Source organism: Rugamonas fusca (assembly GCF_014042365.1).
In the GTDB taxonomy this organism is placed as follows: domain Bacteria; phylum Pseudomonadota; class Gammaproteobacteria; order Burkholderiales; family Burkholderiaceae_D; genus Rugamonas; species Rugamonas fusca.
The window spans coordinates 1-22,787 of the sequence record NZ_JACEZS010000012.1 but is presented as its reverse complement, the minus strand read 5'-3'; the positions used below and the strand labels follow the sequence as shown (position 1 = coordinate 22,787).

The following is a 22,787-nucleotide window of genomic DNA, read 5'->3' as shown; positions in this document are numbered from 1 at the left end:
GCGCGCCTCCCCGGTGGATGGGCCGCGAGCGCGGCCCGGATTTACTGCATCGATCAGGCGCGGTCGGCGCCCGTTACTACGCCTTGCGACGCGGCGGCTTTGCTGCCGCCGGTCATCAGGCGCCATGCGAACACGGCCAGGAACAGCGTGCCCAGGGCGAACACGATATCGCCAGGAACGCGCAGCCACACCAGCGTTTCCATCACTTTCGAGTGCACCACTTCAGGCGAGCGGGCGAACCACATGCCTTCGGTGACGCTGGCCCAGGCCTGGTAGATACCAGCGGGCACCAGCGAGATGAACACCATCATGGCCAGGCCGATGTTGAGCAGCCAGAACATGGGCTTGAGCAGGCTGTCGGCCCAGGCGGCGCGTGCCACCAGGCCACGCAGGCAGAACAGCATCAGGCCGATACCGAGCATGCCGTACACACCGAACAGGGCGGCGTGGCCGTGGGCGGCCGTCAGGTTCAGGCCTTGCATGTAGTACAGCGCGATCGGGGTGTTGATCGAGAAGCCCAGCAGGCCGGCGCCCACCGTGTTCCAGAAGCCCACGGCGATGAAGCACAGGATAGACCACTTGTAGCTCTGCACCCATGGTGCGGCCTTGGAGCGCTGGTAGTTGCGGTATGCCTCGACACCGATCATCGACAGCGGCACCACTTCCAGGGCCGAGAACATGGCGCCAATGGCGATCACGAAGGTCGGCGTGCCGGTGAAGTACAGGTGGTGCAGGGTGCCCAGGATGCCGCCGAACAGGAACACGATGGTTTCCAGCACGATGGCGCTGTTGGCGGTAGCGGCGCGGATCAGGCCCAGGCGGGTGAACAGCAGCGCGATGACGGCCGTGGCGAACACTTCGAAGAAGCCTTCCACCCACAGGTGGACCAGCCACCAGCGCCAGTATTCGATCATCGAGTAGTGGGTACCACGACCCCAGGTCAGCGAGGTGGCGTAGAAGCCGCCGATGCACAGGGCCGACAGGAACACCATGGCGATCAGGCCGCGGCTTTCCGATGGTTTTTTCAGCGCGGGCCACAGACCACGGCCCAGCAGCGTGACCCAGAACAGCAGGCCGACGAACAGCAGGATTTGCCACACGCGGCCCATGCTGGTGAATTCCAGGCCCTGGTTACCGATCCAGAACTGGAAGGCGCTGCCCTTGTGGGCGACGGAGCCGATCCAGCCCATGGCGGTGGAACCGACGACGATGAACAGCAGCGCGTAGAACAGCAGGTTCACGCCCAGTTTCTGGTACTTCGGCTCGTGGCCCGAGATGGCGGGGGCGATGTACAGGCCCGTGGCCAGCCAGGCGGTGGCGATCCACAGCACGGCGAACTGGGTGTGGATGGTGCGGCTGACGGTGAACGGCAGGATGTCGGCCAGCGGGAAGCCGAAGAAGCTGTGGCCTTCGACCGCGTAGTGGGCCGTGATGGCGCCCATGCCCACTTGGGCCAGGATCAGGCCGATGACGACGAAGAAGTACTTCTTGGTGGCCAGCATGGAAGGCGTGGCTTTCAGGCTGAACAGCGGGTCATTCTTCGGCGGGACGGGATCTTCCTCTTCCTTGGCGGTCGAGTGGTACATGATCATGGCGGCGATGGCGCCGATCATCAGGATGATGGAGGCGACCGACCAGATGCCGGCGGTGGCCGTGGGGCGGTTGTTGATCAGCGGTTCGCTGGGCCAGTTGCTCGTGTAGCTCAGCAAGGTGGCGCCGGGACGGTCGGTGCCGGCAGCCCACGAGGACCAGAAGATGAACGCTGGCAGCGCCTGCAGGTCGTCGTGATCGGGCAGCGAGTTGGCGTTCATCGCGTACTGGATACGCAGCGCTTCCAGTTTCGGATCGGTGCCGAACAGGCCCATGTAGTGCTCAGCGACCACCCGCACGGCTTCGGCACGGTCAGGCGACAGCGTGATGGTGTCGGTGGCCTTGTCGTAGCTGTTATGGCGCATTTCCTCCTGCAGGCGTGCGTTGAGCGCGCCCTGGGTGGCCTTGTTCAGCTGTTCGAACGGCACCTTGAATTCACGCTGGGCCCAGATCTCGCGCAGGGCCAGCGCTTCGCGGTGCAGCCAGTCGGCCGACCAGTCCGGCGCCACGTAGCTGCCGTGGCCCCAGACGGTGCCCAGTTGCTGGCCGCCAGCGGACAGCCATGCTTCCTGGCCGCGCTCGACCTGCTCACCCGTAAAGAGCTGCTGGCCGTCGGTGCTGACGATGTGTTTAGGGATAGGCGGGGCTGTCAGGTAAATCTCCGCGCCTACCCACCCGAGTACGGAGAAGGATAGAACACAGATGACAGCCAGCCAGGTCCAGAGTTTGCGCGTAGCGTGCATGGCTAAGTTCCTCATGGTTGGTGTTTGAAATCAGGGCGAGTCATTCAATTGGCACTCGTCTGATACGCATCATAGGCCCGTGTTTTAAAGAAGCATAACAAATGTATGTTTTTCTTGATCCAAGTTATGAACAAATATTTTGGATGCATCAATAATCCAACAACGCCTTCTCGCGAGGCGATTTCGCGTAGAGAATTGCAATATAAACAACGGGGGAGCCATGAGGCTGACCGCATATACCGACTACACGCTGCGCACGCTGATTCATCTGGCGGGCCAGCCCGGCCGGCTGGTGACGATCCAGGATATCGCCAGCCAGCATGGCATTTCAAAGAACCACCTGATGAAGGTGGTCTATCAATTAGGCTTGACGGGCCTGGTGCAGACCGTGCGCGGCCGCAATGGCGGCCTGCGCCTGGCCAAGGCGCCCGAGGACATCAGCGTGGGCGCCGTGGTGCGCCACACGGAGAACGACTTTTATATGGCGGCCTGCTTCGACGCAGCGCGCGAAGTGTGCCCCTATGCCAGCTGCTGCGGCCTGAAAGGCTTGCTGGGCCAGGCCACGGCGGCCTACCTGGGGGTGCTGGACCGGGCCACGCTGGCCGACCTGGTGGGCACGCCCGGCGGGGCAGGTGGGCTGGGACTGGGGCAGGGCGGCGTGGCGCCCATGCAGTTATTGCAACGACGGGATGTGGCAACTAGTTCTTTCGGCTGATGGCACTAGCCTGATTGCCGTCCGGGTTTTAGCCCTACGGGTAATAGTGTCTCTTGTTGCGGACGCGTAACCTGACGTCATCCCATAGTGTGTCAGGAGAAGCAAAGTGGAAAACAAGAATAAGGCGATCCAGGTGCTGGTCAGCAGTACGACGGCCTTCACCATCTGTTTCGCGATCTGGATGATGTTCGCCGTGCTGGGTATTCCGATCAAGAAGACGCTGGGCCTGAACGAAACGGAGTTCGGCCTGCTGGCCGCCATGCCCGTGCTGAGCGGCTCGCTGGTGCGCGTCCCGCTGGGCATCTGGTGCGACCGTTTCGGCGGCCGTATCGTGTTCTTCGCGCTGATGCTGGCCACCGTGATTCCCATCTATATGATCGGCCGCGCCACGGAATTCTGGCAGTTCCTCGTGCTGGGCCTGTTCGTCGGCCTGGCCGGCGGTTCGTTCTCGGTCGGCACGCCCTATGTGGCGCGCTGGTTCCCGAAGGAGCGCCGCGGCCTGGCCATGGGCATTTTCGGCGCCGGTAACTCCGGCTCGGCCCTGACCAAGTTCGTCGCCCCCGCCATCATCACCGCGTTCGGCTGGCAGATGCTGCCCACCGTCTACGCCTGCGCCATGCTGGTGACGGCGCTGGCGTTCTGGGTCTTCACCTACAGCGATCCGTCGCACCTGGTATCGGGCAGCGTCACGTTCGCCCAGCAGCTCAAGGTGCTCAAGGACCGCCGCGTATGGCGCTACTGCCAGTACTACTCCGTCGTGTTCGGCGGCTATGTGGGCCTGGCCCTGTGGATGACCAAATACTACGTGGCCGAATACGGCTTCGACCTGAAGCTGGCCGCCTTGCTGGCTGCCTGCTTCTCGCTGCCCGGTGGCGTGCTGCGTGCCGTGGGCGGCTGGATCTCGGACCGCTACGGCGCCCACAAGGTCACCTGGGCCGTGATGTGGGTGTGCTGGGTGTGCTTCTTCCTGCTGTCGTACCCGCCCACGGACATGGTGGTCAAGACCGTCAAGGGCGACATGGTGCTGCACCTGGCCGTCGCACCCTGGATGTTCACGGCCCTGCTGTTCATCGTCGGCACGGCCATGGCGGTGGGCAAGGCCTCCGTCTTCAAGTTCATCGCTGACGACTTCAGCGACAACATCGGCGCCGTATCGGGCGTGGTGGGCCTGGCCGGCGGCCTGGGTGGCTTCATCCTGCCGATCATGTTCGGCGCCCTGGTCGACCTGACGGGTGTACGTTCCAGCGCCTTCATGCTGTTGTACGGCACCGTCTGCGTCTCGCTGGTGTGGATGCACTTCTCGTTCCGCCCGGCCGCCGCGGCGCCGGCAGCGAGCGGCGCCCGCCGGGCAGCGGCCGCATGAAACCATCGGACCCCAAAAATATTAGTGAAATCAGGAGAATAGTATGAGCAAATACATGATCAATACCTGGGAGCCGGAAACCCCGGCCTTCTGGCAAGCGACGGGACGAAGTACCGCCAACCGCAACCTGTGGATCTCCATTCCCGCGCTGGCGCTGGCCTTCGCCGTGTGGATGGTGTGGAGCGTGGTGGTCGTCAAGCTGCCCGCCATCGGCTTCAAGTACAGCACCAACCAGCTGTTCTGGCTGACGGCCTTGCCCGGCCTGTCGGGCGCCACGCTGCGCATCTTCTACTCGTTCATGGTACCCATCTTCGGCGGCCGCAAGTGGACCACGATCTCGACCGCCTCGCTGCTGATCCCGGCCATCGGCATCGGCTTCGCCGTGCAGGACACCAGCACCGGCTATCCGACCATGCTGATCCTGGCCCTGCTGTGCGGCTTCGGCGGCGGCAACTTCGCCTCGTCCATGGCCAACATCAGCTTCTTCTTCCCGAAAGCGCAGAAAGGCTATGCGCTGGGCATGAACGCCGGCCTGGGCAACCTGGGCGTGTCGGCCGTGCAGTTCGTGGTGCCGCTGGTGATCACCATGGGCATCTTCGGCACCATCGGCGGCGAAGCGCAAACCATCGGCAAACTGGGCCAGACCAGCAACCTGTGGCTGCAGAACGCCGGCTTCATCTGGGTGCCGTTCATCGCCGTCAGCAGCATGCTGGCCTGGTTCGGCATGAATGACCTGGCCTCGGCCAAGGCTTCGTTCGCCGAGCAAGCCGTGATCTTCAAGCGCAAGCACAACTGGCTCATGTGCTGGCTGTACACGGGCACCTTCGGTTCCTTCATCGGTTACTCGGCCGCCTTCCCGCTGCTGATGAAAACCCAGTTCCCCGACGTGAACCCGCTGCAGTACGCCTTCCTCGGCCCCCTGGTGGGCGCTCTGGCCCGCGTGGTGGGCGGCATCATCTCCGACAAGCTGGGCGGCGCCCGCGTCACCTTCTGGACCTTCATCTTCATGATCGCCGCCGTGCTGGGCGTGCTGCACTTCGCCCCGCATGACGGCGTGGCCGGCAACTTCACGGGCTTCTTCTGGATGTTCATGGCGCTGTTCGCCGGCACCGGCGTCGGTAACGCCTCGACCTTCCGCATGATCCCCGTGATCTTCCTGACCGAGCACCAGCGCGCCGCCGCCGGCAAGCCCAAGGCCGCCCAGGAACAAGCGATCGTGGACGCCAACAAGGAAGGCGCCGCCGTGCTGGGCTTCACCTCGGCCATGGCCGCCTACGGCGCCTTCTTCATTCCGAAGAGCTACGGTACTTCGATCGCCATGACGGGCAGCCCCGACACGGCCCTGTGGTGCTTCATCGGCTTTTATCTGAGCTGCATCGCCATTACTTGGTGGTGCTATTCTCGCAAGGGTGCCGCCATGCCTTGCTAAAAGACCGGCTCGGAAAGACCGCGACACGATCGCGGTCTTTCTGCAAACAGTCTACCTGGCGGTCAACGCCTAACCTGGAGTTACAATATGTCTACCCCCAAAGTCATCCCGCTCACGCCGTCGGTGGAGTTCGATGCTGCGCTCGTGCGCAAGCTCAACCAGATGGGACCGCGCTACACGTCCTATCCGACGGCGGACCGTTTCGCCAAAGGCTATGCTCAGCAACAGTACGAGGAGGCCGTGAAACGGGTGCGGGCCCGGGGGACACCTAGCGGGCTGTCGCTGTACATCCACATCCCGTTCTGCGAATCGCTGTGCTACTACTGTGCCTGCAACAAGATCATCACACAGGACCACAGCAAGGCCGTGACCTACCTGGACTACCTGCGGCGCGAGATCGCCATGCAGGCCAGGCTGTTCGACGGCATCAACCAGGTCGACCAGCTGCACTTTGGCGGCGGCACCCCGACCTACCTGACCGACCAGCAGATGGACGGCTTGCTGGCCTATTTGCGCCAGCATTTTGACTTCGTCTCCGACGCGGAAGGCGAATTCTCGGTCGAAGTGGACCCCCGCACCGTCACCCCGCAACGCATCCACACGCTGCGCCGCCAGGGTTTCAACCGCATCAGCCTGGGCATCCAGGACTTCGACCCCGAAGTGCAGCAAGCCGTCAACCGCATCCAGCCCTACGAGCAGACCATCGCCGTGCTGGAAGCGGCGCGCGCGGCCAGGTTCCGCTCCATCAGCGTGGACCTGATCTACGGCCTGCCCAAGCAGACCGTGGCCAGCATGGGCCCCACGCTGGACAAGGTGATCGCGGCCCGGCCCGACCGCATCGCCATCTACAACTACGCCCACATGCCGCACCTGTTCAAGGCCCAGCGCCTGATCGATGCGGACACGCTGCCTGACGGTGAAACCAAGCTGGAGATGCTGGGCCTGTGCATCGCCCGCCTGACGGCGGCCGGCTACGTCTACATCGGCATGGACCACTTCGCGCTGCCCGAGGACGACCTGGCCCGCAGCCAGGTGGAAGGTGAGCTGCACCGCAACTTCCAGGGCTATTCCACCCACGCGGACGCCGACATGGTGGCGCTGGGTGTGTCGGCCATCAGCGACGTGGGCGGCAGCTACAGCCAGAACGAGAAGGTGCTGTCGGCCTACTACGAGCGGCTGGACGCGGGCCAACTGCCGATCGCGCGCGGCATCGACCTGACCGAGGATGACCTGCTGCGCCGCAGCGTGATCGGCAAGTTGATGTGCGACTTCGAACTCAACTACGCCGACCTGGCCATCCCCGGCAAGCAGGACCCGGCTGATTATTTCGCCGCCGACCTGGCCCGTTTGAAGCCGCTGGAGGAACAGGGCCTGCTGACCGTCGATGGCGACGGCATCAAGGTCCTGATGCGCGGCCGCCTGTTGATCCGCAACGTGTGCATGGCCTTCGACAGCTATTTGCACGCCCCGCGCGAGGAAGGCCCCAGCCCGATCCGTTATTCAAGGACGATTTGAGGACATGATGGACAAGACCAAGATCAAAGTACAAACCTTCCTGTCACGGGTACCGCTGTTTAATTCGATGCGCCAGGAAGAACTGGACCGCATCGCGCTGGGCACGACGGAAGTGCGGGCCGAGCGCGGCGAAATCATCTTCCAGCGCGGCGATCCGTGCGTGGGCTTCCACGTGGTGCTGTATGGCCAGATCAAGCTGTCGTTCACCTCCGCCCAGGGCGCCGAGAAGGTGATCGAGCTGGTCGGCCCCGGCCACAGCTTCGGCGAAGCGCTGATGTTCATGGGCAGCCCCTACATCGTGTCCTCGCAGGCCATGGCCGACTCGCTGCTGCTGCACGTGTCCAAGCAGGCCATCTTCCGCGAGATCGAGAACGATCCCGCGTTCGCCTGCAAGATGCTGGCCGGCCTGAGCCAGCGCATGCACAGCCTGATGTGCGACATGGAGTCGTACTCGCTGCGTTCGGGCACCCAGCGCGTCGTATCCTACCTGCTCAAGGACCGTAGCGCCGACACCGGCGCCGAGCTGACGCTGCCAGTGGCCAAGGCCGTGCTGGCGTCGCGCCTGAACCTCACACCCGAGCACTTCTCGCGCATCATGGCCGATCTCAGTTCGCAACAGCTGATCGCATTCAAGGGCCGCAAGGTCACCATCCTCGACGAAGAAAAACTGCGTGCCTGCGCCGGCTAGGAAGTTCCTGTCAGCCGATGTGGCGCACGCGCCTGGAGTCATCATGTTCAACAACCTCACCATCCGCTTACGACTCGTGTTCGTGATCGGGTTTTTGTCCGTCCTGCTGGTGCTGGGCGGCGTGATTGGCCTGGTCAGCCTGGCCGGCGCCAACGACACGCTGCGCAACAACTACGAGCAGCGCATGCTGCCCATGTCGCAGCTGGACCAGATCGTGCGCCTGATCGACGCCAATCAACTGGCCGTGGCCCAGGCCCTCAATGAAGCGCCGGACGTGGTGCAGCCCGAGATGGCGCAGGTCGAGCAGCGCATGGCGCAGATCGCGCGCATGTGGGATACCTACGTGCAGAACGGCCTGCATCCCGAGGAAGTGGCGCTGGCGCACGACTATGCCGAAGCGCGCCAGCAATTTGTCGCCCAGGGCCTGAGGCCGGCCATCGAGGCGCTGCGGCGCGACAACCACGGCGCCGCCCGCACCTTGATGCGCGGCGAAATGGCCCGCCTGTTCGTCCCCGTGCGCAAGCACATCGACGCCCTGATGGCGCTGCACCTGAGCAGCGCGCACGCGGAATTCGAGCATAGCCAGTTGATCTACCAGCGCGTGCGCCTGGCCTGCCTGACGGGCATCGCCTTTGGCCTGGTGCTGTCGGCCGTGATTGGCGTGCTGCTGCAGCGGGCCATCGTGCGGCCGCTGGAGCAGGCCGTGCGCGTGGCCGGCAGCGTGGCCGCCGGCGACCTGACCCAGCGCATCGCCGTCGAGACCAACGATGAAACGGGCCAGCTGCTGCAATCGCTGGCCGACATGAACACCAGCTTGACGAAGATTGTCGGCGACGTGCGCGGCGGCACGGCCGCCATCAACGGCGCGGCCCACAGCATCGCGGCCGGCAACGTGGAACTGGCAGAACGCACCGAACAGCAGGCCAGCGCCTTGCAGCAGACGGCGGTGTCGATGGAACAGCTGACGGTGGCCGTACGCGAGAACGGCGCCAGCGCCCAGCAGGCCAACCAGCTGGCGCAATCGGCCGCGCAAGTGGCCAACGCGGGCGAGGCCGTGGTGGCGAAGGTGGTAAGCACCATGGGCGCCATCAATTCGTCGGCCGCGCGTATCGGCGACATCATCGGCCTGATCGACCGCCTCGCCTTCCAGACCAATTTGCTGGCGTTGAACGCGGCGGTGGAAGCGGCCCGCGCGGGCGAGCATGGCAAGGGCTTCGCCGTGGTGGCCAATGAAGTGCACCAGCTGGCGCAACAGTCGGCCGCCGCCGCGCGCCAGATCAAGCAACTGGTGCAGGAATCGCAGGAACAGGTGGCCGAAGGCGCGGAACTGGTCGACCAGGCCGGCGCCACCATGCACGAGATCCTGAGCAGCATCGGCCAGGTGACGGCCATCATCGCCGACATCAGCCGCGCCGGCGCCGAGCAGAGCGCCGGCATCGAGCAGATCAACCAGGCCGTCAGCCAGATGGACGAGGGCACGCGCAGCAATGCCGTGCGGGTGGAGGAGGTGGCCGCCGCCGCCCAGGCCCTGCAGGAACAGGCCGACGGCCTGTCCGAACTGGTGGCCGTGTTCAAGGTCGATGCACCGCACACGCACCATGCGCAGCAGCAGCCCTGCGCCAACGTGCTGCCGTTCGAACGTCCGGCCCGCAAGGGGCTGGCCGCGCAGCCCGCCGCCCGCAGCCTGCGCAAGCCGCAGGGCCGGCCGGTCTGAGCGCGGGAGGAGCAATGGAAGCCATCGAAAAATTCCTGCGCGGTTTCAGCCGGTTCCAGCAACAGTATTTCAGCGATTCGCAAACCTTGTACGACAGCCTGCGGGCGGGCCAGCGGCCGGCCACGCTGCTGATCGGCTGCTGCGATTCGCGCGTCGATCCCATGCTGCTGACGGGCAGCGAACCGGGTGACCTGTTCGTGGTGCGCAATATCGCCAACCTGGTGCCGCCCTGCACGCCGGACGCGCCGCCGGGCGTCAGTTCGGCCATCGAATTCGCCATCTGCAACCTGGAAGTGGCGCGCGTGATCGTGCTGGGCCATGCCCGCTGCGGCGGCATCCGGGCCCTGATGGGGCCACGCCAGAAGCTGGCCGACACGGATTTCGTGGGCCGCTGGATGAAGATCGCCGAGCCGGTGGCCAACCAGGTCAAGCGCGACCTGGCCCACCGCAGCGAGGAACACCAGCACAAGGCGTGTGAACTGGCCAGCATCCTGCATTCGCTGGACAATCTGCTGACCTACCCTTGGCTCAGGGAGCGGGTCGAGCAGGGGCTGGTCAAGCTGCACGGCTGGTATTTTGATATTGAAAGCGGCGCGCTGATGGCGTATTCGCCACGCCAGCAGCAATTTCTGCCGCTGGTCTGCCCGCTGGAGCGGCGCGGATAAGGAAGCAGAAGGAGTATGGCATGGCCAAGGTATTCCCCATCAATCCCAAGCACCCCGAGCGCATCTGCTGGGGCTGCGACAAATACTGCCCGGTCGATTCGCTCGCCTGCGGCAACGGCTCGGAACGGACCCAGCACCCGATCGAACTGTGGGGCGAAGGCTGGGAGAAGTTCGGCCTGAACGCCAAGACCGAAGCGGACGCGACGCAGCAGGAAGTGGCCGATCCCTCGGCCGACGCCCCGCCCGAAAAAAGCGGGACGTAGCAAACTATCCGCAACATCCTCGCGCGGTCTTGATCCCGTTGCTATCGACTGGCGTGCGCCGGTGATACAACGGCGGCCTCGCTTATTCTCTCCACATTGACCACGCATGCACACCTTACACCTGCCCGGCATCACGCCCGAACACTTCCTGCAACACTACTGGCAACGGCAACCGCTGCTGATCCGGCAAGGCTTCCGCCAGTTCGACGATCCGATCAGCCCCGATGAACTGGCCGGCCTGGCCTGCGAGGAGCAGGTCGAATCGCGTCTCGTGTATCGCCGCGATGGCCGCTGGCAAGCCGAGACCGGGCCGTTCGACAGCTACGAGCACCTCGGTGAACGCGCATGGTGCTTGATCGTGCAGGCGGCCAACCACTGGTCGCCGGAAGTGCAGGCGCTGGTCGAACCATTCTCTTTCCTCCCCAAATGGCGGCTGGACGACGTGATGATCAGCTATTCGACGACGGACGGCGGCGTCGGTCCCCACATCGACCGCTACGACGTGTTCATCTGCCAGGGCTCGGGCAAGCGCCGCTGGCGCGTGGGCGCGCGCGGCAACCACCGCGAGTTCGCGGCCCACGAAGCCTTGCTGCACACGGACCCGTTCGAGCCCATCATCGATGAAGTGCTGGAAGCGGGCGACATCCTCTACATCCCGCCCGGCTTCCCCCACGACGGCGTGACGCTGGAACACGCGATGAGTTTTTCCGTCGGCTTTCGCGCCAGGTCCGCGTGCGACATGTTCAGCGCGCTGGCCGACCACCTGATCGACAAGGAACTGGGCAACGAACTGCTGGCCGACCCTGGCCGTCCCCTGCACACGCAGCAGGGCCGCATCGACGGCGCCGACTTCGCCCGTATCCGCGCCCAGCTGCAAGCCGTGCTCGATGACGAAGCGCTGCTGGCCGACGTGGCCGGCGGCTACCTGTCGCGCAACAAGTGCCAGCTCGACCTGCAGGCGCTGGAATCGCCCTATGACGAACGGGAACTGGCCGAAGCGCTCGCCAACGACGGCACCCTGCTGCGCACCGGCGGCCTGCGCTGCTTCTACGTGGACGCGACGGCGGGGCAGGGCGTGTGCTACGTGGATGGCGAGCGCCTGGACTTCGGCCCCGAGGGCGCCGGCTTTGTGCCCGTCCTGTGCGACCATGAGCGGCTCGATGCGGCGTCGCTGGCGCCGTGGTTGTCCCAGCCGGCCATCCTGGCCGCGCTCACGCGCTGGGTCAACGCCGGCTACTGGTACTTGGCGGAATGAGCAGGGATCGGTGATGCCTCCGTGCAACCTCTTGTCGCGATTGCTACAGGGAGTTGCAGCAGAACTTGACGATTTGAAACAAGTTGGCTAGCCTGAACGCTGGGTTATCGACCAATAGTCGCGTCGCTTGCGGGGTGGTGTCGCCATGACGGAATCGGAAACTCGGGCTCCGAGCGCCCCGGAGGACGAGGTACTCAAGCAGCTCAAGCTGGCCGACACCTACTTCAAGCACAGTGTCGCCAGCCTGGTCATCCTCGACCGCCATTTCAACTTCGTGCGGGTCAACCAGACTTATGCCGACGCCTGCCGGCGCGACATCAACGATTTCGCCGGCCGCAACCATTTCGAGCTGTTCCCGTCCGACGCGCGCCTGATTTTCGAGGACGTATTGCGCAGCAAGCAGGGCTACGTCACCTTCACGCGCGCCTTCGAGTTCGCCGACCAGCCCGAACGGGGCGTGACCTACTGGGACTGGACCCTGGTGCCCGTGCTGGACGGTGCGGGCGAGGTGGAGTACCTGGTGTTCTCGCTGGTGGAGGTGACGGAACGCAAGCGCGCGGAACTGCTGATCTGGCACCAGGCCAATATCGACAGCCTGACGGGCGCCCCCAACCGCTACCTGTTCAAGGAGCGCCTGCAACAACGGCTGGACCAGGCGCCGTCGGCGCCGTTCGCGTTGCTGTTGCTGGACCTGGACCACTTCAAGGAAGTCAACGACACGCTGGGCCACGACCGGGGCGACGAACTGTTGGTCGAGGCCGTGCGCCGCATCGACGCCTGCCTCGGCGGCCCCGGCCAGGCGGCCCGGCTGGGCGGCGACGAATTCGCCGTGATCATCGCGGACGGGGCGCAGCTGGCCAGCCTGGATGCGCTGGCCGGGCGGCTGGTGGCCAGCGTGGCCGCGCCCTATCAGTTGGGCGGGGAGCGGGCATACGTGTCGGCCAGCATCGGCATCGCGCAGTACCCGCACGATGGCGACACCATGGCCGACCTGCTGCGCCACGCCGACCAGGCCATGTACGCGGCCAAGGGCGCGGGCCGCAACCGCTTTAGCCGCTTCAGCCTCGCCTTGCTGGACGCGATGCAGCAGCGCATAGGCTTGAGCAATGACCTGCGCGACGCGTTGCGGGAAGGGCAGCTGGCGGTGCACTACCAGCCCATCGTCGAACTGGCCACGGGGCGCGTGCGCAAGGCCGAGGCGCTGCTGCGCTGGCAGCATCCGGGGCGGGGCGCCGTGCCGCCATCGCACTTCGTGCCGCTGGCCGAGGCCAATGGCATGATCGTCGAGATCGGTGACTGGGTGCTCCGGTGCGCGGCCGACCAGGTGCGGCGGGTGATGGCGCTCGGTTGCTCCGCGTTCCAGATCGCGGTGAATGTGTCGCCGCTCCAGTTCCGTAACGATGTCGGGCTGTGCAAGCGCTGGCTGGCCTACCTGGCCGCGCTGGGTTTGCCGACTTGCAGCGTCGGCATCGAGATCACCGAAGGCTTGCTGCTGGACGTGAGCGCGGAATTGACGGAGACATTGCGCCGCTTCAGCGCGGCCGGTATGCAGATTTCACTCGATGATTTCGGCACCGGCTATTCGTCGCTGGCCTACCTGACCCGCTTCGAGCTCGACGTGCTGAAGATAGACCGCAGCTTTGTGCACCGGATCGATAGCCACGCGCCGGACCTGGCCCTGTGCGAAGCCATCGTGGCGATGGCGCACAAGCTGGGCATGACGGTGGTGGCGGAAGGTGTGGAGACGGCGCGCCAGCGCGAACTGCTGGTGGCGGCCGGTTGCGACTACGGACAGGGCTACCTGTTCGCGCCCCCCATGACGGGGCCGGAACTGGAAGCGGGCCTGCGGCGCGCCTCCCACTGACGGCGCCGGCGGGGCGGTCAGGAAAAGCGCAGCAGTTCGCCGTCGGCGTCGAACGCGAGGAAGCGCTCCATGCGGCCCTGCTGGATGGCCTGCACCATGTCCTTGAGCGCGCCTTCCGTCTGGCGCGCGTCCGGCAACTGGCCGGCGCTGCCCGACAGGCTGGTCACCAACACCACGTCCCAAGGCGCGCCCATGGCGCGCGACTCGGCCGCCAGGTTGGCGAAGGTGTCGAGCTCCCCCACCTGCTTGTCGACGCACATCACGGGCGTGAGCGTGCCGCGCCGCGGCGCGCCGGCGTTGGCCGGGTCGACGGCCTCGTATTCGGCGCGGGTAAAGGTAAACAGCAGGCGCTGGGGTTCCGCCTGCAGGGCGGCGGCTGACAGCAGGTCGGTAAAACTGGCGATATTCACGGGTGCTTCCTTTCATTGTGCGGGCGCGATGCGACACGCGGTGCGTGCGCGCGCGCCAGCCGTATGTATAACCCGGCACGGCGGTCGTCGCCATCGGCGCGAGTGGCTAGCGGGCCTAGTCCTTTTGGCTGAGGGCTGTCACGGAAATCCTTGAGCCACATCATATTATTTGCGTGTGCCGTTCCGGACAATGGTGGCCTGGGCGCGGATGGCGCCGTGTGCAAGGGAAGGTTACACCATGTTGTCGAGGAAGCGCCATTATCTGAGCGTGGCCACCCAGGCGCTGGCGCTGGCGGGATTGCTGCGGGTGCTGTTGCTGGCGCCGTCGCTGCAGCCGGCCGATGCGGACGCCCGGCCGGCGCCGCCGCCGTCCGCACAGGCCGCGTCCTGCGCCACGGCGCCCACGGGCCAGATCCAGTACGACCAGGGCCGGCCCGTGTTCTATTGCTCGCTGTCGGCCATGTTCGCCATGCTGGCCTCGGTCGAGCAGCCCGGCTTCGTGCGGGCCAGTTTCGTCCAGGACGCGGGCGCCCCGGCCGCCAGTACCGGCGGCTGGGTGGCGGCCCGCCAGGCCACCTACGTGCTGCGCGGCCAGCAAGGGCAGGGGCAGGGCAGGGGCGAGTTAGCCGCCTTCTCGTCGGCGCACCACGCGCGGGAGTACGTGCGCGCGGGCGGTGGGCGCTTGCTGTCCTATCAACAGTTGCTGACGGCCGCCAGCAACGTCGCTGTCACGGAATCCACGCCCGGCCTAGTCACAAAGACCTAAACGGCCTAGTCCTTCTCGCCCCATCCGCAAGACTTCTTGCCGATTCACACTAAACACCCCCCTGCGTAGACTGCATGGTATCGACGGCCTCACGCATGTTGCGTGAGGAGGTGTTTAGTTCCTGGTACCGCACAGGGTGCAAGTGAGGAGGCAGCATGAGTCATTTTCTGGATCGCCTGAAATTCTTCAGCAAAACAAAATCAACGTTTTCCGACGGCCACGGGGCAGTTGTCCACGAGGATCGCACTTGGGAAAACGCCTACCGCCAACGCTGGCAGCATGACAAGATCGTGCGTTCCACGCACGGCGTGAACTGCACCGGCTCCTGCAGCTGGAAGGTGTACGTGAAGAACGGGTTGATCACGTGGGAAACCCAGCAGACCGATTACCCGCGTACGCGGCCCGATCTGCCCAACCACGAGCCGCGCGGCTGCCCGCGCGGCGCCAGCTATTCCTGGTACGTGTATTCGGCCCAGCGCGTCAAGTATCCGATGGTGCGCGGCCGCCTGATGGACATGTGGCGTGAAGCGCGCAAGACCATGGACCCGGTCACGGCCTGGGACTACATCAGCCAGAACCCTGAACGCGCCAAGCAGTACAAGTCCGTGCGCGGCCTGGGTGGCTTCGTGCGCGCCGACTGGGACACCTGCAACGAGATGATCGCGGCCGCCAACGCCCTGACCATCAAGAAGTACGGCCCTGACCGTATCGTCGGCTTCTCGCCGATTCCCGCCATGTCCATGGTCAGCTACGCGGCCGGTACCCGCTACCTGTCGCTGATCGGCGGTGTGGCCCTGAGCTTCTACGACTGGTATTGCGACCTGCCGCCAAGCAGCCCGCAAGTGTGGGGCGAACAGACCGACGTGCCCGAATCGGCCGACTGGTACAACTCCACCTTCCTGATGGTGTGGGGCTCGAACGTGCCCATGACCCGTACCCCGGACGCCCACTTCTACACCGAAGTGCGCTACAAGGGCACCAAGACGGTGGCCGTGTCGTCCGACTTCGGCGAAATGGCCAAGTTCGGCGACATCTGGCTGGCGCCAAAACAGGGCACGGATGCGGCACTGGCGATGGCCATGGGCCACGTGATCCTGAAGGAATACCACACCGATGGCCAGTCCCAGTACTTCAAGGACTACGCCAAGCAATACACCGACTTCCCGATGCTGGTGCTGCTCAAGGAGCAGAACGGCACCCTGGCGCCCGAGTACTTCCTGCGCGCCTCGCACCTGGCCAACAACCTGGACGAAACCAACAATCCCGACTGGAAGACCCTGGTCATCGACGACGCCAGCGGCGAGATCGTGGCGCCGGCCGGCTCGATCGGCTTCCGCTGGGGCGAGTCGGGCAAGTGGAACCTGGAGATGAAACAGGGCGGCAACGGCAAGCCTGTCGATCCGCGCCTGTCGCTGATCGGCTGCGCCGATGAAGTGGTGCCCGTGGGCTTCGCCTACTTCGGCGGCAAGGACGCCAGCGACCTGTTGATGCGCAACGTGCCCGTCAAGCGCCTCACGCTGGCCGACGGCAGCACCGCGCTGGTCGCCACCGTGTTCGACCTGACCATGGCCAACTACGGTATCGACCGAGGCCTGGGCGGCGGCAACGTGGCCACCAGCTACGAGGACGACGTGCCTTACACCCCGCAATGGCAGGTCAAGCACACCGGCGTGAAAGCGGCCGACGTGATCACCGTGGCCCGTCAGTTCGCGCAGAACGCGGACCAGACCCGCGGCAAGAGCATGGTGATCGTGGGCGCGGCCCTGAATCACTGGTACCACATGGACATGACCTATCGCGGCATCATCAACATGCTGATGATGTGCGGTTGCGTGGGCCAGTCGGGCGGCGGCTGGGCACACTACGTGGGCCAGGAAAAGCTGCGTCCGCAGACCGGCTGGACCCCGCTGGCGTTCGCCCAGGACTGGAACCGTCCGATGCGCCAGATGAACGGCACCTCGTTCTTCTACGCCCACACCAGCCAGTGGCGCCACGAGAAGCTGCACACCGAGGAAATCGCTTCGCCAACGGCCGGCCCGGATGTCGCGCCAATGACGCTGCTGGACTACAACGCCAAGGCCGAGCGCCTCGGTTGGCTGCCGTCCGCACCGCAACTGGAAACCAACCCGCTGGAAGTGGCGCGCGCCGCCGCGGCAGCAGGCCAGGACCCGGCCGCCTACGCCGTCCAGCAGATCAAGGACGGCAAGCTGAACTTCTCGTGCGATGACCCGGACAATCCGGCCAACTTCCCGCGCAATATGTTCGTGTGGCGCTCCAACATCCTGGGCAGCTCGGGCAAGGGCCACGAGTACTTCCTCAAGTACCTGCTGGGCACCCAGAATGCGCTGATGAGCGATGAAGACCAGTGCATCAAGCCACGCGACGTGAAAGTGCGCCCGGCCGTGGAAGGCAAGCTCGATCTGCTGGTGGTGCTGGACTTCCGCATGTCCACCACCTGCCTGTACGGCGACATCGTGCTGCCGACGGCCACATGGTATGAGAAGGACGACATGAACACGTCCGACATGCACCCCTTCATCCACCCGCTGTCGGAAGCCGTGCAACCGCTGTGGCAATCGAAGTCGGACTGGGAGATCTACAAGGGCCTGGCCAAGAAGTTCTCGGAAATCGGCGGCGCCGCGCTGGGCACGCAGAAGGATCTGGTGCTGACCCCACTGCTGCACGACACGCCTGGGGAACTGGGCCAGCCGTTCGATCCGAAGGACTGGCGCGCCGGCGAGTGCGAACCCGTGCCAGGCAAGACCATGCCGAGCATGACCGTGATCGAGCGCGACTACACCCAGATCTACAAGAAGTTCACCTCGATCGGCCCGCTGCTCGAGAAGATCGGCAACGGCGGCAAGGGTATCAGCTGGAAGACCGGCCACGAAGTGGACGTGCTGCGCGGCGTGAACCGCACCGTGCTGGAAGAGGGTATCTCGCAAGGCCAGCCACGCCTGGAAACGGCCATCGACGCGGCCGAGATGATATTGTCGCTGGCGCCGGAAACCAACGGCCACGTGGCGGTCAAGGCATGGGATGCGCTGTCCAAGATCACGGGCCGCGACCACACCCACCTGGCCCTGCCGCGAGAGCATGATTCGATCCGCTTCCGCGACGTGCAGGCACAGCCCCGCAAGATCATTTCCTCGCCCACCTGGTCGGGCCTGGAGTCGGAAGAAGTGAGCTACAACGCCTGCTACACCAACGTGCATGAACTGATCCCATGGCGCACGCTGACGGGCCGCCAGCAGTTCTACCAGGATCACCTGTGGATGCGTGATTTTGGCGAAGGTCTGTGCGTGTACAAGCCGGCCATCAACACCAAGACCACGGCGGCCATGCTGGGCGCCAAACCGAACGGCAACAAGGAGATCGCGCTCAACTGGATCACGCCGCACCAGAAGTGGGGTATCCACTCGACCTACTCGGACAACCTGCGCATGCTCACGCTGTCGCGCGGCGGCCCGCACGTGTGGCTGTCGGAGATCGACGCCAAGGCGGCCGGCATCGTGGACAACGACTGGATCGAGGTGTTCAACGTGAACGGTACGTTGACGGCGCGCGCCATCGTCAGCCAGCGGGTACCGGAAGGCATGACCCTGATGTACCACGCCCAGGAGAAGATCATCAACGTCCCTGGCGCGGAAACGTCGGGCAAACGCGGTGGCATCCACAACTCGGTCACGCGGGCCGTCACCAAGCCGACCCACATGATCGGCGGCTACGCCCAGCTGTCGTATGGCTTCAACTACTACGGCACGGTCGGCTCCAACCGCGATGAGTTCGTGTTGGTGCGCAAGATGGATAAAGTCGATTGGCTGGAAGGCCCATTGTCCTCCAAGGCCTGAAACCGTCAACGATAGCGAGGTAAAATCATATGAAAATCAGAGCGCAAATCGGCATGGTGCTGAACCTGGACAAGTGCATCGGTTGCCACACTTGTTCCGTCACCTGCAAGAACGTGTGGACCAGCCGTGACGGCGTGGAATACGCATGGTTCAACAACGTGGAAACCAAACCCGGCATCGGCTATCCGAAGCAGTGGGAAAACCAGGACAAGTGGAACGGCGGCTGGCGCCGCACGGCGGCCGGCAAGATCGAGCCGCGCCAGGGCAGCCGCCTGAAAATCCTGGCCAACATCTTCGCCAACCCGAACCTGCCCAATATCGACGAGTATTACGAGCCGTTCACCTACGACTACGAGCACCTGCAGAACGCGCCGCTGTCGGAAACGCCTCCGACCGCCCGTCCGATCTCCGTCATCACCGGCAAGAAGATGGACAAGATCGAATGGGGCCCGAACTGGGAGGACGACCTGGGCGGCGAATTCGCCCAGCGCAGCCAGGACAAGCTGTTCGACAACATGCAGAAGGAGATGTACGGCACCTTCGAGAACACCTTCATGATGTACTTGCCGCGCCTGTGCGAACACTGCCTGAACCCGACCTGCGTGGCGTCGTGCCCGTCCGGTTCCGTGTACAAGCGCGAGGACGACGGCATCGTGCTGATCGACCAGGACAAGTGCCGCGGCTGGCGTATGTGCATCTCCGGCTGCCCGTACAAGAAGATCTACTACAACTGGTCTTCGGGCAAGGCCGAAAAGTGCACCTTCTGCTACCCCCGTATCGAAGCGGGCCAGCCGACCGTGTGCTCGGAAACCTGCGTGGGCCGCATCCGCTACCTGGGCGTGCTGCTGTACGACGCCGACAAGATCGAGTCGGCGGCATCGGTGGCCGACGAGCGCGACCTGTATCCGTCGCAACTGGGCCTGTTCCTCAATCCGCACGATCCGGAAGTGATCGCCGAGGCGCGCCGCCAGGGCATCCCCGATTCGTGGCTGGAATCGGCCAAGCGTTCGCCCGTCTACAAGATGGCGGTGGAATGGAAGGTGGCGTTCCCGCTGCACCCGGAATACCGCACGCTGCCGATGGTGTGGTACATCCCGCCACTGTCGCCGATCCAGGCCGCGGCCGAATCGGGCGTGCTGGGCAAGAACGGCATCCTGCCCGACACCAAGAGCCTGCGCATCCCGGTGCAGTATCTGGCCAACCTGCTGACGGCGGGCGACCAGGTGCCGGTGCTCAAGGCGCTGGACCGCATGCTGGCCATGCGTGCCTACATGCGCGGCAAGAGCGTGGAAGGGGTGGAAAACCTGGAACCGCTCAAGCAGGTCGGCCTGGACAAGCACATGGTCGAGGACATGTACCACATCATGGCGATCGCCAACTACGAGGACCGCTTCGTGATCCCGAGCAGCCACAAGGAAATGGCCGAGGACAGCTTCAACGAGAAGGGCAGCTGCGGCTTCAGCTTCGGCAACGGTTGCTCGGACGGCGTGTCCGACCACAGCCTGTTCGGCAAGAAGAAGCAGGGTTCGGCCATCTTCATGTCGATGCCAAAATCGCGCAAGAAGAAGGAAGTGCTGGACGTCTGATGACGCGGCCCGCTTAGCCCACCAAGGAATGAAGATGAAAAGCTATCAAGTCTTATCCGCGCTGCTGCTCTACCCGGAGCAGGAATTGTGCGACGCCCTGCCGGAACTGCGGCAGGCGCTGGCCGAACGGCCCGAATGGGAGGCCAGCCTGGCCGGCCTGTTCGAGCATATCGCCAGCACTCCGCTGATCGATCTGCAACAGCAGTACGTGGCCACGTTCGACCGCAATCCGTCGCACTCGCTGCACCTGTTCGAGCATATCCACGGCGAGTCGCGCGACCGCGGTCAGGCCATGGTCGACCTGCTGGCCGAGTACCGCAAGCATGGCCTGGACATGGTCGGCAACGACCTGCCGGATTATGTGCCGCTGTTCCTCGAATTCCTGTCGCAGCAGGAGCGCGACGAAGGTCTGCGCCTGCTGGGCGACGCGGTCCACGTGCTGGCCTACATCGGCCGCAAGCTCAAGGCCAACGCCAGCCCGTACGCCGTGCTGTTCGACCTGCTGGAAGCGGACAGCCCGGTGGCGGCCGAGGAACTGGCCGAGCCGCCCATCCGCGACATGGACGAAGCGCTGGAAACCTTCGGCCCCGGCGCCGACGGCGTCGAGCCGCTGCTCCAGACGTCGCTGGCCAGCGGCCCGCAACCGATTAACTTTTATCCCAAGGCTGCGGCTGCCGCGCCGCAGCGTGCCTGAAGGAGACTGCAGTGAACTATTTACATCAATTCGTGTTCGGGATCTATCCCTACATCGCGCTGGCCATCTTCCTGCTCGGTAGCCTGATTCGCTTCGACCGCGAACAGTACACCTGGAAGTCCGAGTCCAGCCAGACCTTGCACACGGGCGCGCTGCGCCTGGGCAGCCCGCTGTTCCACGTGGGCGTGCTGGGCCTGTTCTTCGGTCATGCGGCCGGCCTGCTGACCCCCGTGGCCGTGTGGGACGCGCTGGGCGTCGAACACGGCACCAAGCAGCTGATCGCGATGACGGCTGGCGGCATCATGGGTTCGTGCGCCATGATCGGCCTGCTGCTGTTGCTGGCCCGCCGCTTCTCGAATGAGCGCGTGCGCGCCGTCACCACCTTCAAGGACAAGATCGTGCTGCTGTGGATCCTGGTGACGCTGACCCTGGGCCTGATCTCGATCGGCGCCTCGGCCTCGCACATGGACGGCCACATGATGGTCCTGCTGATGACCTGGGCCCAGCACGTGGTGACCTTCCGCGGCGACGCGGCCGGCTTCATCGAAACGGCGCCGCTGATCTTCAAGCTGCACCTGTTCATGGGCATGTCGCTGTTCGTGATCTTCCCGTTCACCCGTCTGGTGCACGTGTGGAGCGGCTTTGGCGCCGTCGGTTATCTGGGCCGCGCCTTCCAGCTGGTTCGCACCCGTTAATTAATCAGGAGTCTCAACATGGGTATCGCCGTCAACGGAATCGAGGTCAGCGACCTCGCCATCGAGCAGGAACTGCCGCACCACGAGGACGCGGCCAATCCCCTGAAACAGGCCGTGCACGAAGTGGTGTTGCGCCAGGTGCTGCTGCAGGAGGCCGACCGCCTGGGCATCACGGGCGAGACGGACGACGCCCGTGTGGAAGCGCTGTTCGAGCGTGAAGTGAAGGTGCCGGAAGTGGACGAGGCCGCGTGCCGCCGCTACTACCAGAGCCAGATCGAACGCTTCTCCAGCGGCGCGCTGGTGGAAGCGCGCCACATCCTGTTCCAGGTCACCCCGTCCGTGCAACTGGATCTGGTGCGCAGCACGGCCGAACTGATTTTGGCCGAGCTGCAAGCGAACCCGGACCGTTTCGACGAGCTGGCGCGCCAGTATTCGAACTGCCCGTCCGGCGCCGTGGGCGGCAACCTGGGCCAGCTGGCGCGGGGCCAGTGCGTGCCCGAATTCGAACAGCTGCTGTTCCGGATGGCGCCCGGTGAACTGGCCGGGCGCCTGCTGGAAACGCGCTTTGGCCTGCACATCGTGCAAGCGATGCGCCGCATCGAAGGCGAAGCGCTGCCGTTCGACGCCGTGCAGGCGCAGATCGCCGACGAGCTGCAACGCCAGTCCTGGCAGCGCGCGCTGCACCAGTATTTGCACATCCTGGTGGGCCAGGCCGACATCGAAGGCGTGGAACTGGAAGGCGCGGATTCGCCGTTGGTGCAATAAGCGGACCAAATAAAGAGAGTGGGGGAGACGCTACGGCGTCCGCGTTCGCGCGGACGCCGTTTTTTTGAGAGGCGGGGTCAGGTCCGAGAGGCGGGGTCTATCATCGGATTTGTAAGGGGGCGACATCCCTGACGTTGGAGGTGTAATCTAGCCGATGACGGGGGTGTGGCTCACGGGGTCAGCGGTGGCTTTGGCCATCCGCTCGACATTGAAATG

At 64.7% G+C, this 22,787-nt stretch carries 18 protein-coding genes; 16 read left to right on the top strand and 2 right to left on the bottom strand.

What is annotated here, in order from left to right; genetic code table 11:
• Positions 1-53: 53 nt before the first annotated feature.
• Positions 54-2,333, bottom strand: coding sequence for a nitric-oxide reductase large subunit (locus H3H36_RS14770; protein ID WP_182218858.1), 2,280 nt, complete (start codon positions 2,331-2,333; stop codon positions 54-56).
• 220 nt (positions 2,334-2,553) lie between these two features.
• Between H3H36_RS14770 and H3H36_RS14765 the strand changes: the two genes are divergently transcribed.
• From H3H36_RS14765 to H3H36_RS14720, 10 genes are all read left to right on the top strand, one after another.
• Positions 2,554-3,048 (top strand): RrF2 family transcriptional regulator, encoded by a 495-nt coding sequence (locus H3H36_RS14765; RefSeq protein WP_182218857.1) that lies wholly within the window; start codon positions 2,554-2,556, stop codon positions 3,046-3,048.
• 106 nt (positions 3,049-3,154) lie between these two features.
• Positions 3,155-4,411, top strand: coding sequence for an MFS transporter (locus H3H36_RS14760; protein ID WP_311196637.1), 1,257 nt, complete (start codon positions 3,155-3,157; stop codon positions 4,409-4,411).
• A 43-nt stretch (positions 4,412-4,454) separates the two neighbouring features.
• On the top strand, positions 4,455-5,840 hold the full coding sequence (locus tag H3H36_RS14755) for a NarK family nitrate/nitrite MFS transporter (protein WP_182218856.1): 1,386 nt from the start codon (positions 4,455-4,457) through the stop codon (positions 5,838-5,840).
• 87 nt (positions 5,841-5,927) lie between these two features.
• Entirely contained in the window at positions 5,928-7,355 is a 1,428-nt protein-coding gene (gene hemN, locus H3H36_RS14750) for an oxygen-independent coproporphyrinogen III oxidase (RefSeq protein WP_182218855.1), read from the top strand.
• A gap of 7 nt (positions 7,356-7,362) precedes the next feature.
• Positions 7,363-8,043: a Crp/Fnr family transcriptional regulator gene (locus H3H36_RS14745; RefSeq protein WP_182218994.1), complete on the top strand. Its 681-nt coding sequence runs from the start codon at positions 7,363-7,365 to the stop codon at positions 8,041-8,043.
• A 43-nt stretch (positions 8,044-8,086) separates the two neighbouring features.
• Positions 8,087-9,757 carry a methyl-accepting chemotaxis protein gene (locus H3H36_RS14740; protein ID WP_182218854.1) on the top strand — a complete coding sequence of 557 codons (1,671 nt, stop codon included), beginning with the start codon at positions 8,087-8,089 and terminating at the stop codon, positions 9,755-9,757.
• Positions 9,758-9,771: 14 nt separating this feature from the next.
• A complete protein-coding gene (locus H3H36_RS14735) occupies positions 9,772-10,422 on the top strand; it encodes a carbonic anhydrase (RefSeq protein ID WP_182218853.1) in 651 nt (216 codons plus the stop codon).
• Positions 10,423-10,442: 20 nt separating this feature from the next.
• The gene (locus H3H36_RS14730) at positions 10,443-10,685 is read left to right on the top strand and encodes a DUF3079 domain-containing protein (RefSeq protein ID WP_182218852.1); all 243 of its coding nucleotides are present in this window, start codon (positions 10,443-10,445) and stop codon (positions 10,683-10,685) included.
• A gap of 106 nt (positions 10,686-10,791) precedes the next feature.
• The gene (locus H3H36_RS14725) at positions 10,792-11,940 is read left to right on the top strand and encodes a cupin domain-containing protein (protein ID WP_182218851.1); all 1,149 of its coding nucleotides are present in this window, start codon (positions 10,792-10,794) and stop codon (positions 11,938-11,940) included.
• A gap of 145 nt (positions 11,941-12,085) precedes the next feature.
• Positions 12,086-13,804, top strand: coding sequence for a putative bifunctional diguanylate cyclase/phosphodiesterase (locus H3H36_RS14720; RefSeq protein ID WP_182218850.1), 1,719 nt, complete (start codon positions 12,086-12,088; stop codon positions 13,802-13,804).
• A gap of 17 nt (positions 13,805-13,821) precedes the next feature.
• Here the strand turns inward: H3H36_RS14720 and H3H36_RS14715 are convergent, their stop codons facing one another.
• Complete coding sequence (locus H3H36_RS14715) at positions 13,822-14,214, bottom strand: hypothetical protein (protein ID WP_182218849.1); 393 nt, start codon at positions 14,212-14,214, stop codon at positions 13,822-13,824.
• Positions 14,215-14,452: 238 nt separating this feature from the next.
• On the opposite strand from H3H36_RS14715, the gene H3H36_RS14710 reads away from it, so the two are divergent.
• The 6 genes from H3H36_RS14710 (at position 14,453) to H3H36_RS14685 (ending at position 22,571) form a co-directional block, all read left to right on the top strand.
• Positions 14,453-14,980, top strand: a complete 528-nt coding sequence (locus H3H36_RS14710; protein WP_182218848.1) for a nitrous oxide reductase accessory protein NosL — start codon at positions 14,453-14,455, stop codon at positions 14,978-14,980.
• Positions 14,981-15,135: 155 nt separating this feature from the next.
• The gene (locus H3H36_RS14705; RefSeq protein ID WP_182218847.1) at positions 15,136-18,831 is read left to right on the top strand and encodes a nitrate reductase subunit alpha; all 3,696 of its coding nucleotides are present in this window, start codon (positions 15,136-15,138) and stop codon (positions 18,829-18,831) included.
• 29 nt (positions 18,832-18,860) lie between these two features.
• The gene (narH, locus tag H3H36_RS14700) at positions 18,861-20,417 is read left to right on the top strand and encodes a nitrate reductase subunit beta (protein WP_182218846.1); all 1,557 of its coding nucleotides are present in this window, start codon (positions 18,861-18,863) and stop codon (positions 20,415-20,417) included.
• A gap of 34 nt (positions 20,418-20,451) precedes the next feature.
• Positions 20,452-21,111, top strand: a complete 660-nt coding sequence (gene narJ / locus H3H36_RS14695) for a nitrate reductase molybdenum cofactor assembly chaperone (RefSeq protein WP_182218845.1) — start codon at positions 20,452-20,454, stop codon at positions 21,109-21,111.
• Positions 21,112-21,122: 11 nt separating this feature from the next.
• The gene (gene narI / locus H3H36_RS14690) at positions 21,123-21,806 is read left to right on the top strand and encodes a respiratory nitrate reductase subunit gamma (protein WP_182218844.1); all 684 of its coding nucleotides are present in this window, start codon (positions 21,123-21,125) and stop codon (positions 21,804-21,806) included.
• A gap of 18 nt (positions 21,807-21,824) precedes the next feature.
• Positions 21,825-22,571 (top strand): peptidylprolyl isomerase, encoded by a 747-nt coding sequence (locus H3H36_RS14685; RefSeq protein ID WP_182218843.1) that lies wholly within the window; start codon positions 21,825-21,827, stop codon positions 22,569-22,571.
• Positions 22,572-22,787: the final 216 nt, after the last annotated feature.

Excerpts from the sequence above, each read along its gene's own strand:
- H3H36_RS14770 (WP_182218858.1), bottom strand. The coding sequence starts at position 2,333 with ATGCACGCTACGCGCAAACTCTGGACCTGGCTGGCTGTCATCTGTGTT.
- H3H36_RS14765 (WP_182218857.1), top strand. The coding sequence starts at position 2,554 with ATGAGGCTGACCGCATATACCGACTACACGCTGCGCACGCTGATTCAT.
- H3H36_RS14755 (WP_182218856.1), top strand. The coding sequence starts at position 4,455 with ATGAGCAAATACATGATCAATACCTGGGAGCCGGAAACCCCGGCCTTC.
- hemN (WP_182218855.1), top strand. The coding sequence starts at position 5,928 with ATGTCTACCCCCAAAGTCATCCCGCTCACGCCGTCGGTGGAGTTCGAT.
- H3H36_RS14745 (WP_182218994.1), top strand. The coding sequence starts at position 7,363 with ATGGACAAGACCAAGATCAAAGTACAAACCTTCCTGTCACGGGTACCG.
- H3H36_RS14740 (WP_182218854.1), top strand. The coding sequence starts at position 8,087 with ATGTTCAACAACCTCACCATCCGCTTACGACTCGTGTTCGTGATCGGG.
- H3H36_RS14735 (WP_182218853.1), top strand. The coding sequence starts at position 9,772 with ATGGAAGCCATCGAAAAATTCCTGCGCGGTTTCAGCCGGTTCCAGCAA.
- H3H36_RS14730 (WP_182218852.1), top strand. The coding sequence starts at position 10,443 with ATGGCCAAGGTATTCCCCATCAATCCCAAGCACCCCGAGCGCATCTGC.
- H3H36_RS14725 (WP_182218851.1), top strand. The coding sequence starts at position 10,792 with ATGCACACCTTACACCTGCCCGGCATCACGCCCGAACACTTCCTGCAA.
- H3H36_RS14720 (WP_182218850.1), top strand. The coding sequence starts at position 12,086 with ATGACGGAATCGGAAACTCGGGCTCCGAGCGCCCCGGAGGACGAGGTA.
- H3H36_RS14710 (WP_182218848.1), top strand. The coding sequence starts at position 14,453 with ATGTTGTCGAGGAAGCGCCATTATCTGAGCGTGGCCACCCAGGCGCTG.
- H3H36_RS14705 (WP_182218847.1), top strand. The coding sequence starts at position 15,136 with ATGAGTCATTTTCTGGATCGCCTGAAATTCTTCAGCAAAACAAAATCA.
- narH (WP_182218846.1), top strand. The coding sequence starts at position 18,861 with ATGAAAATCAGAGCGCAAATCGGCATGGTGCTGAACCTGGACAAGTGC.
- narJ (WP_182218845.1), top strand. The coding sequence starts at position 20,452 with ATGAAAAGCTATCAAGTCTTATCCGCGCTGCTGCTCTACCCGGAGCAG.
- H3H36_RS14685 (WP_182218843.1), top strand. The coding sequence starts at position 21,825 with ATGGGTATCGCCGTCAACGGAATCGAGGTCAGCGACCTCGCCATCGAG.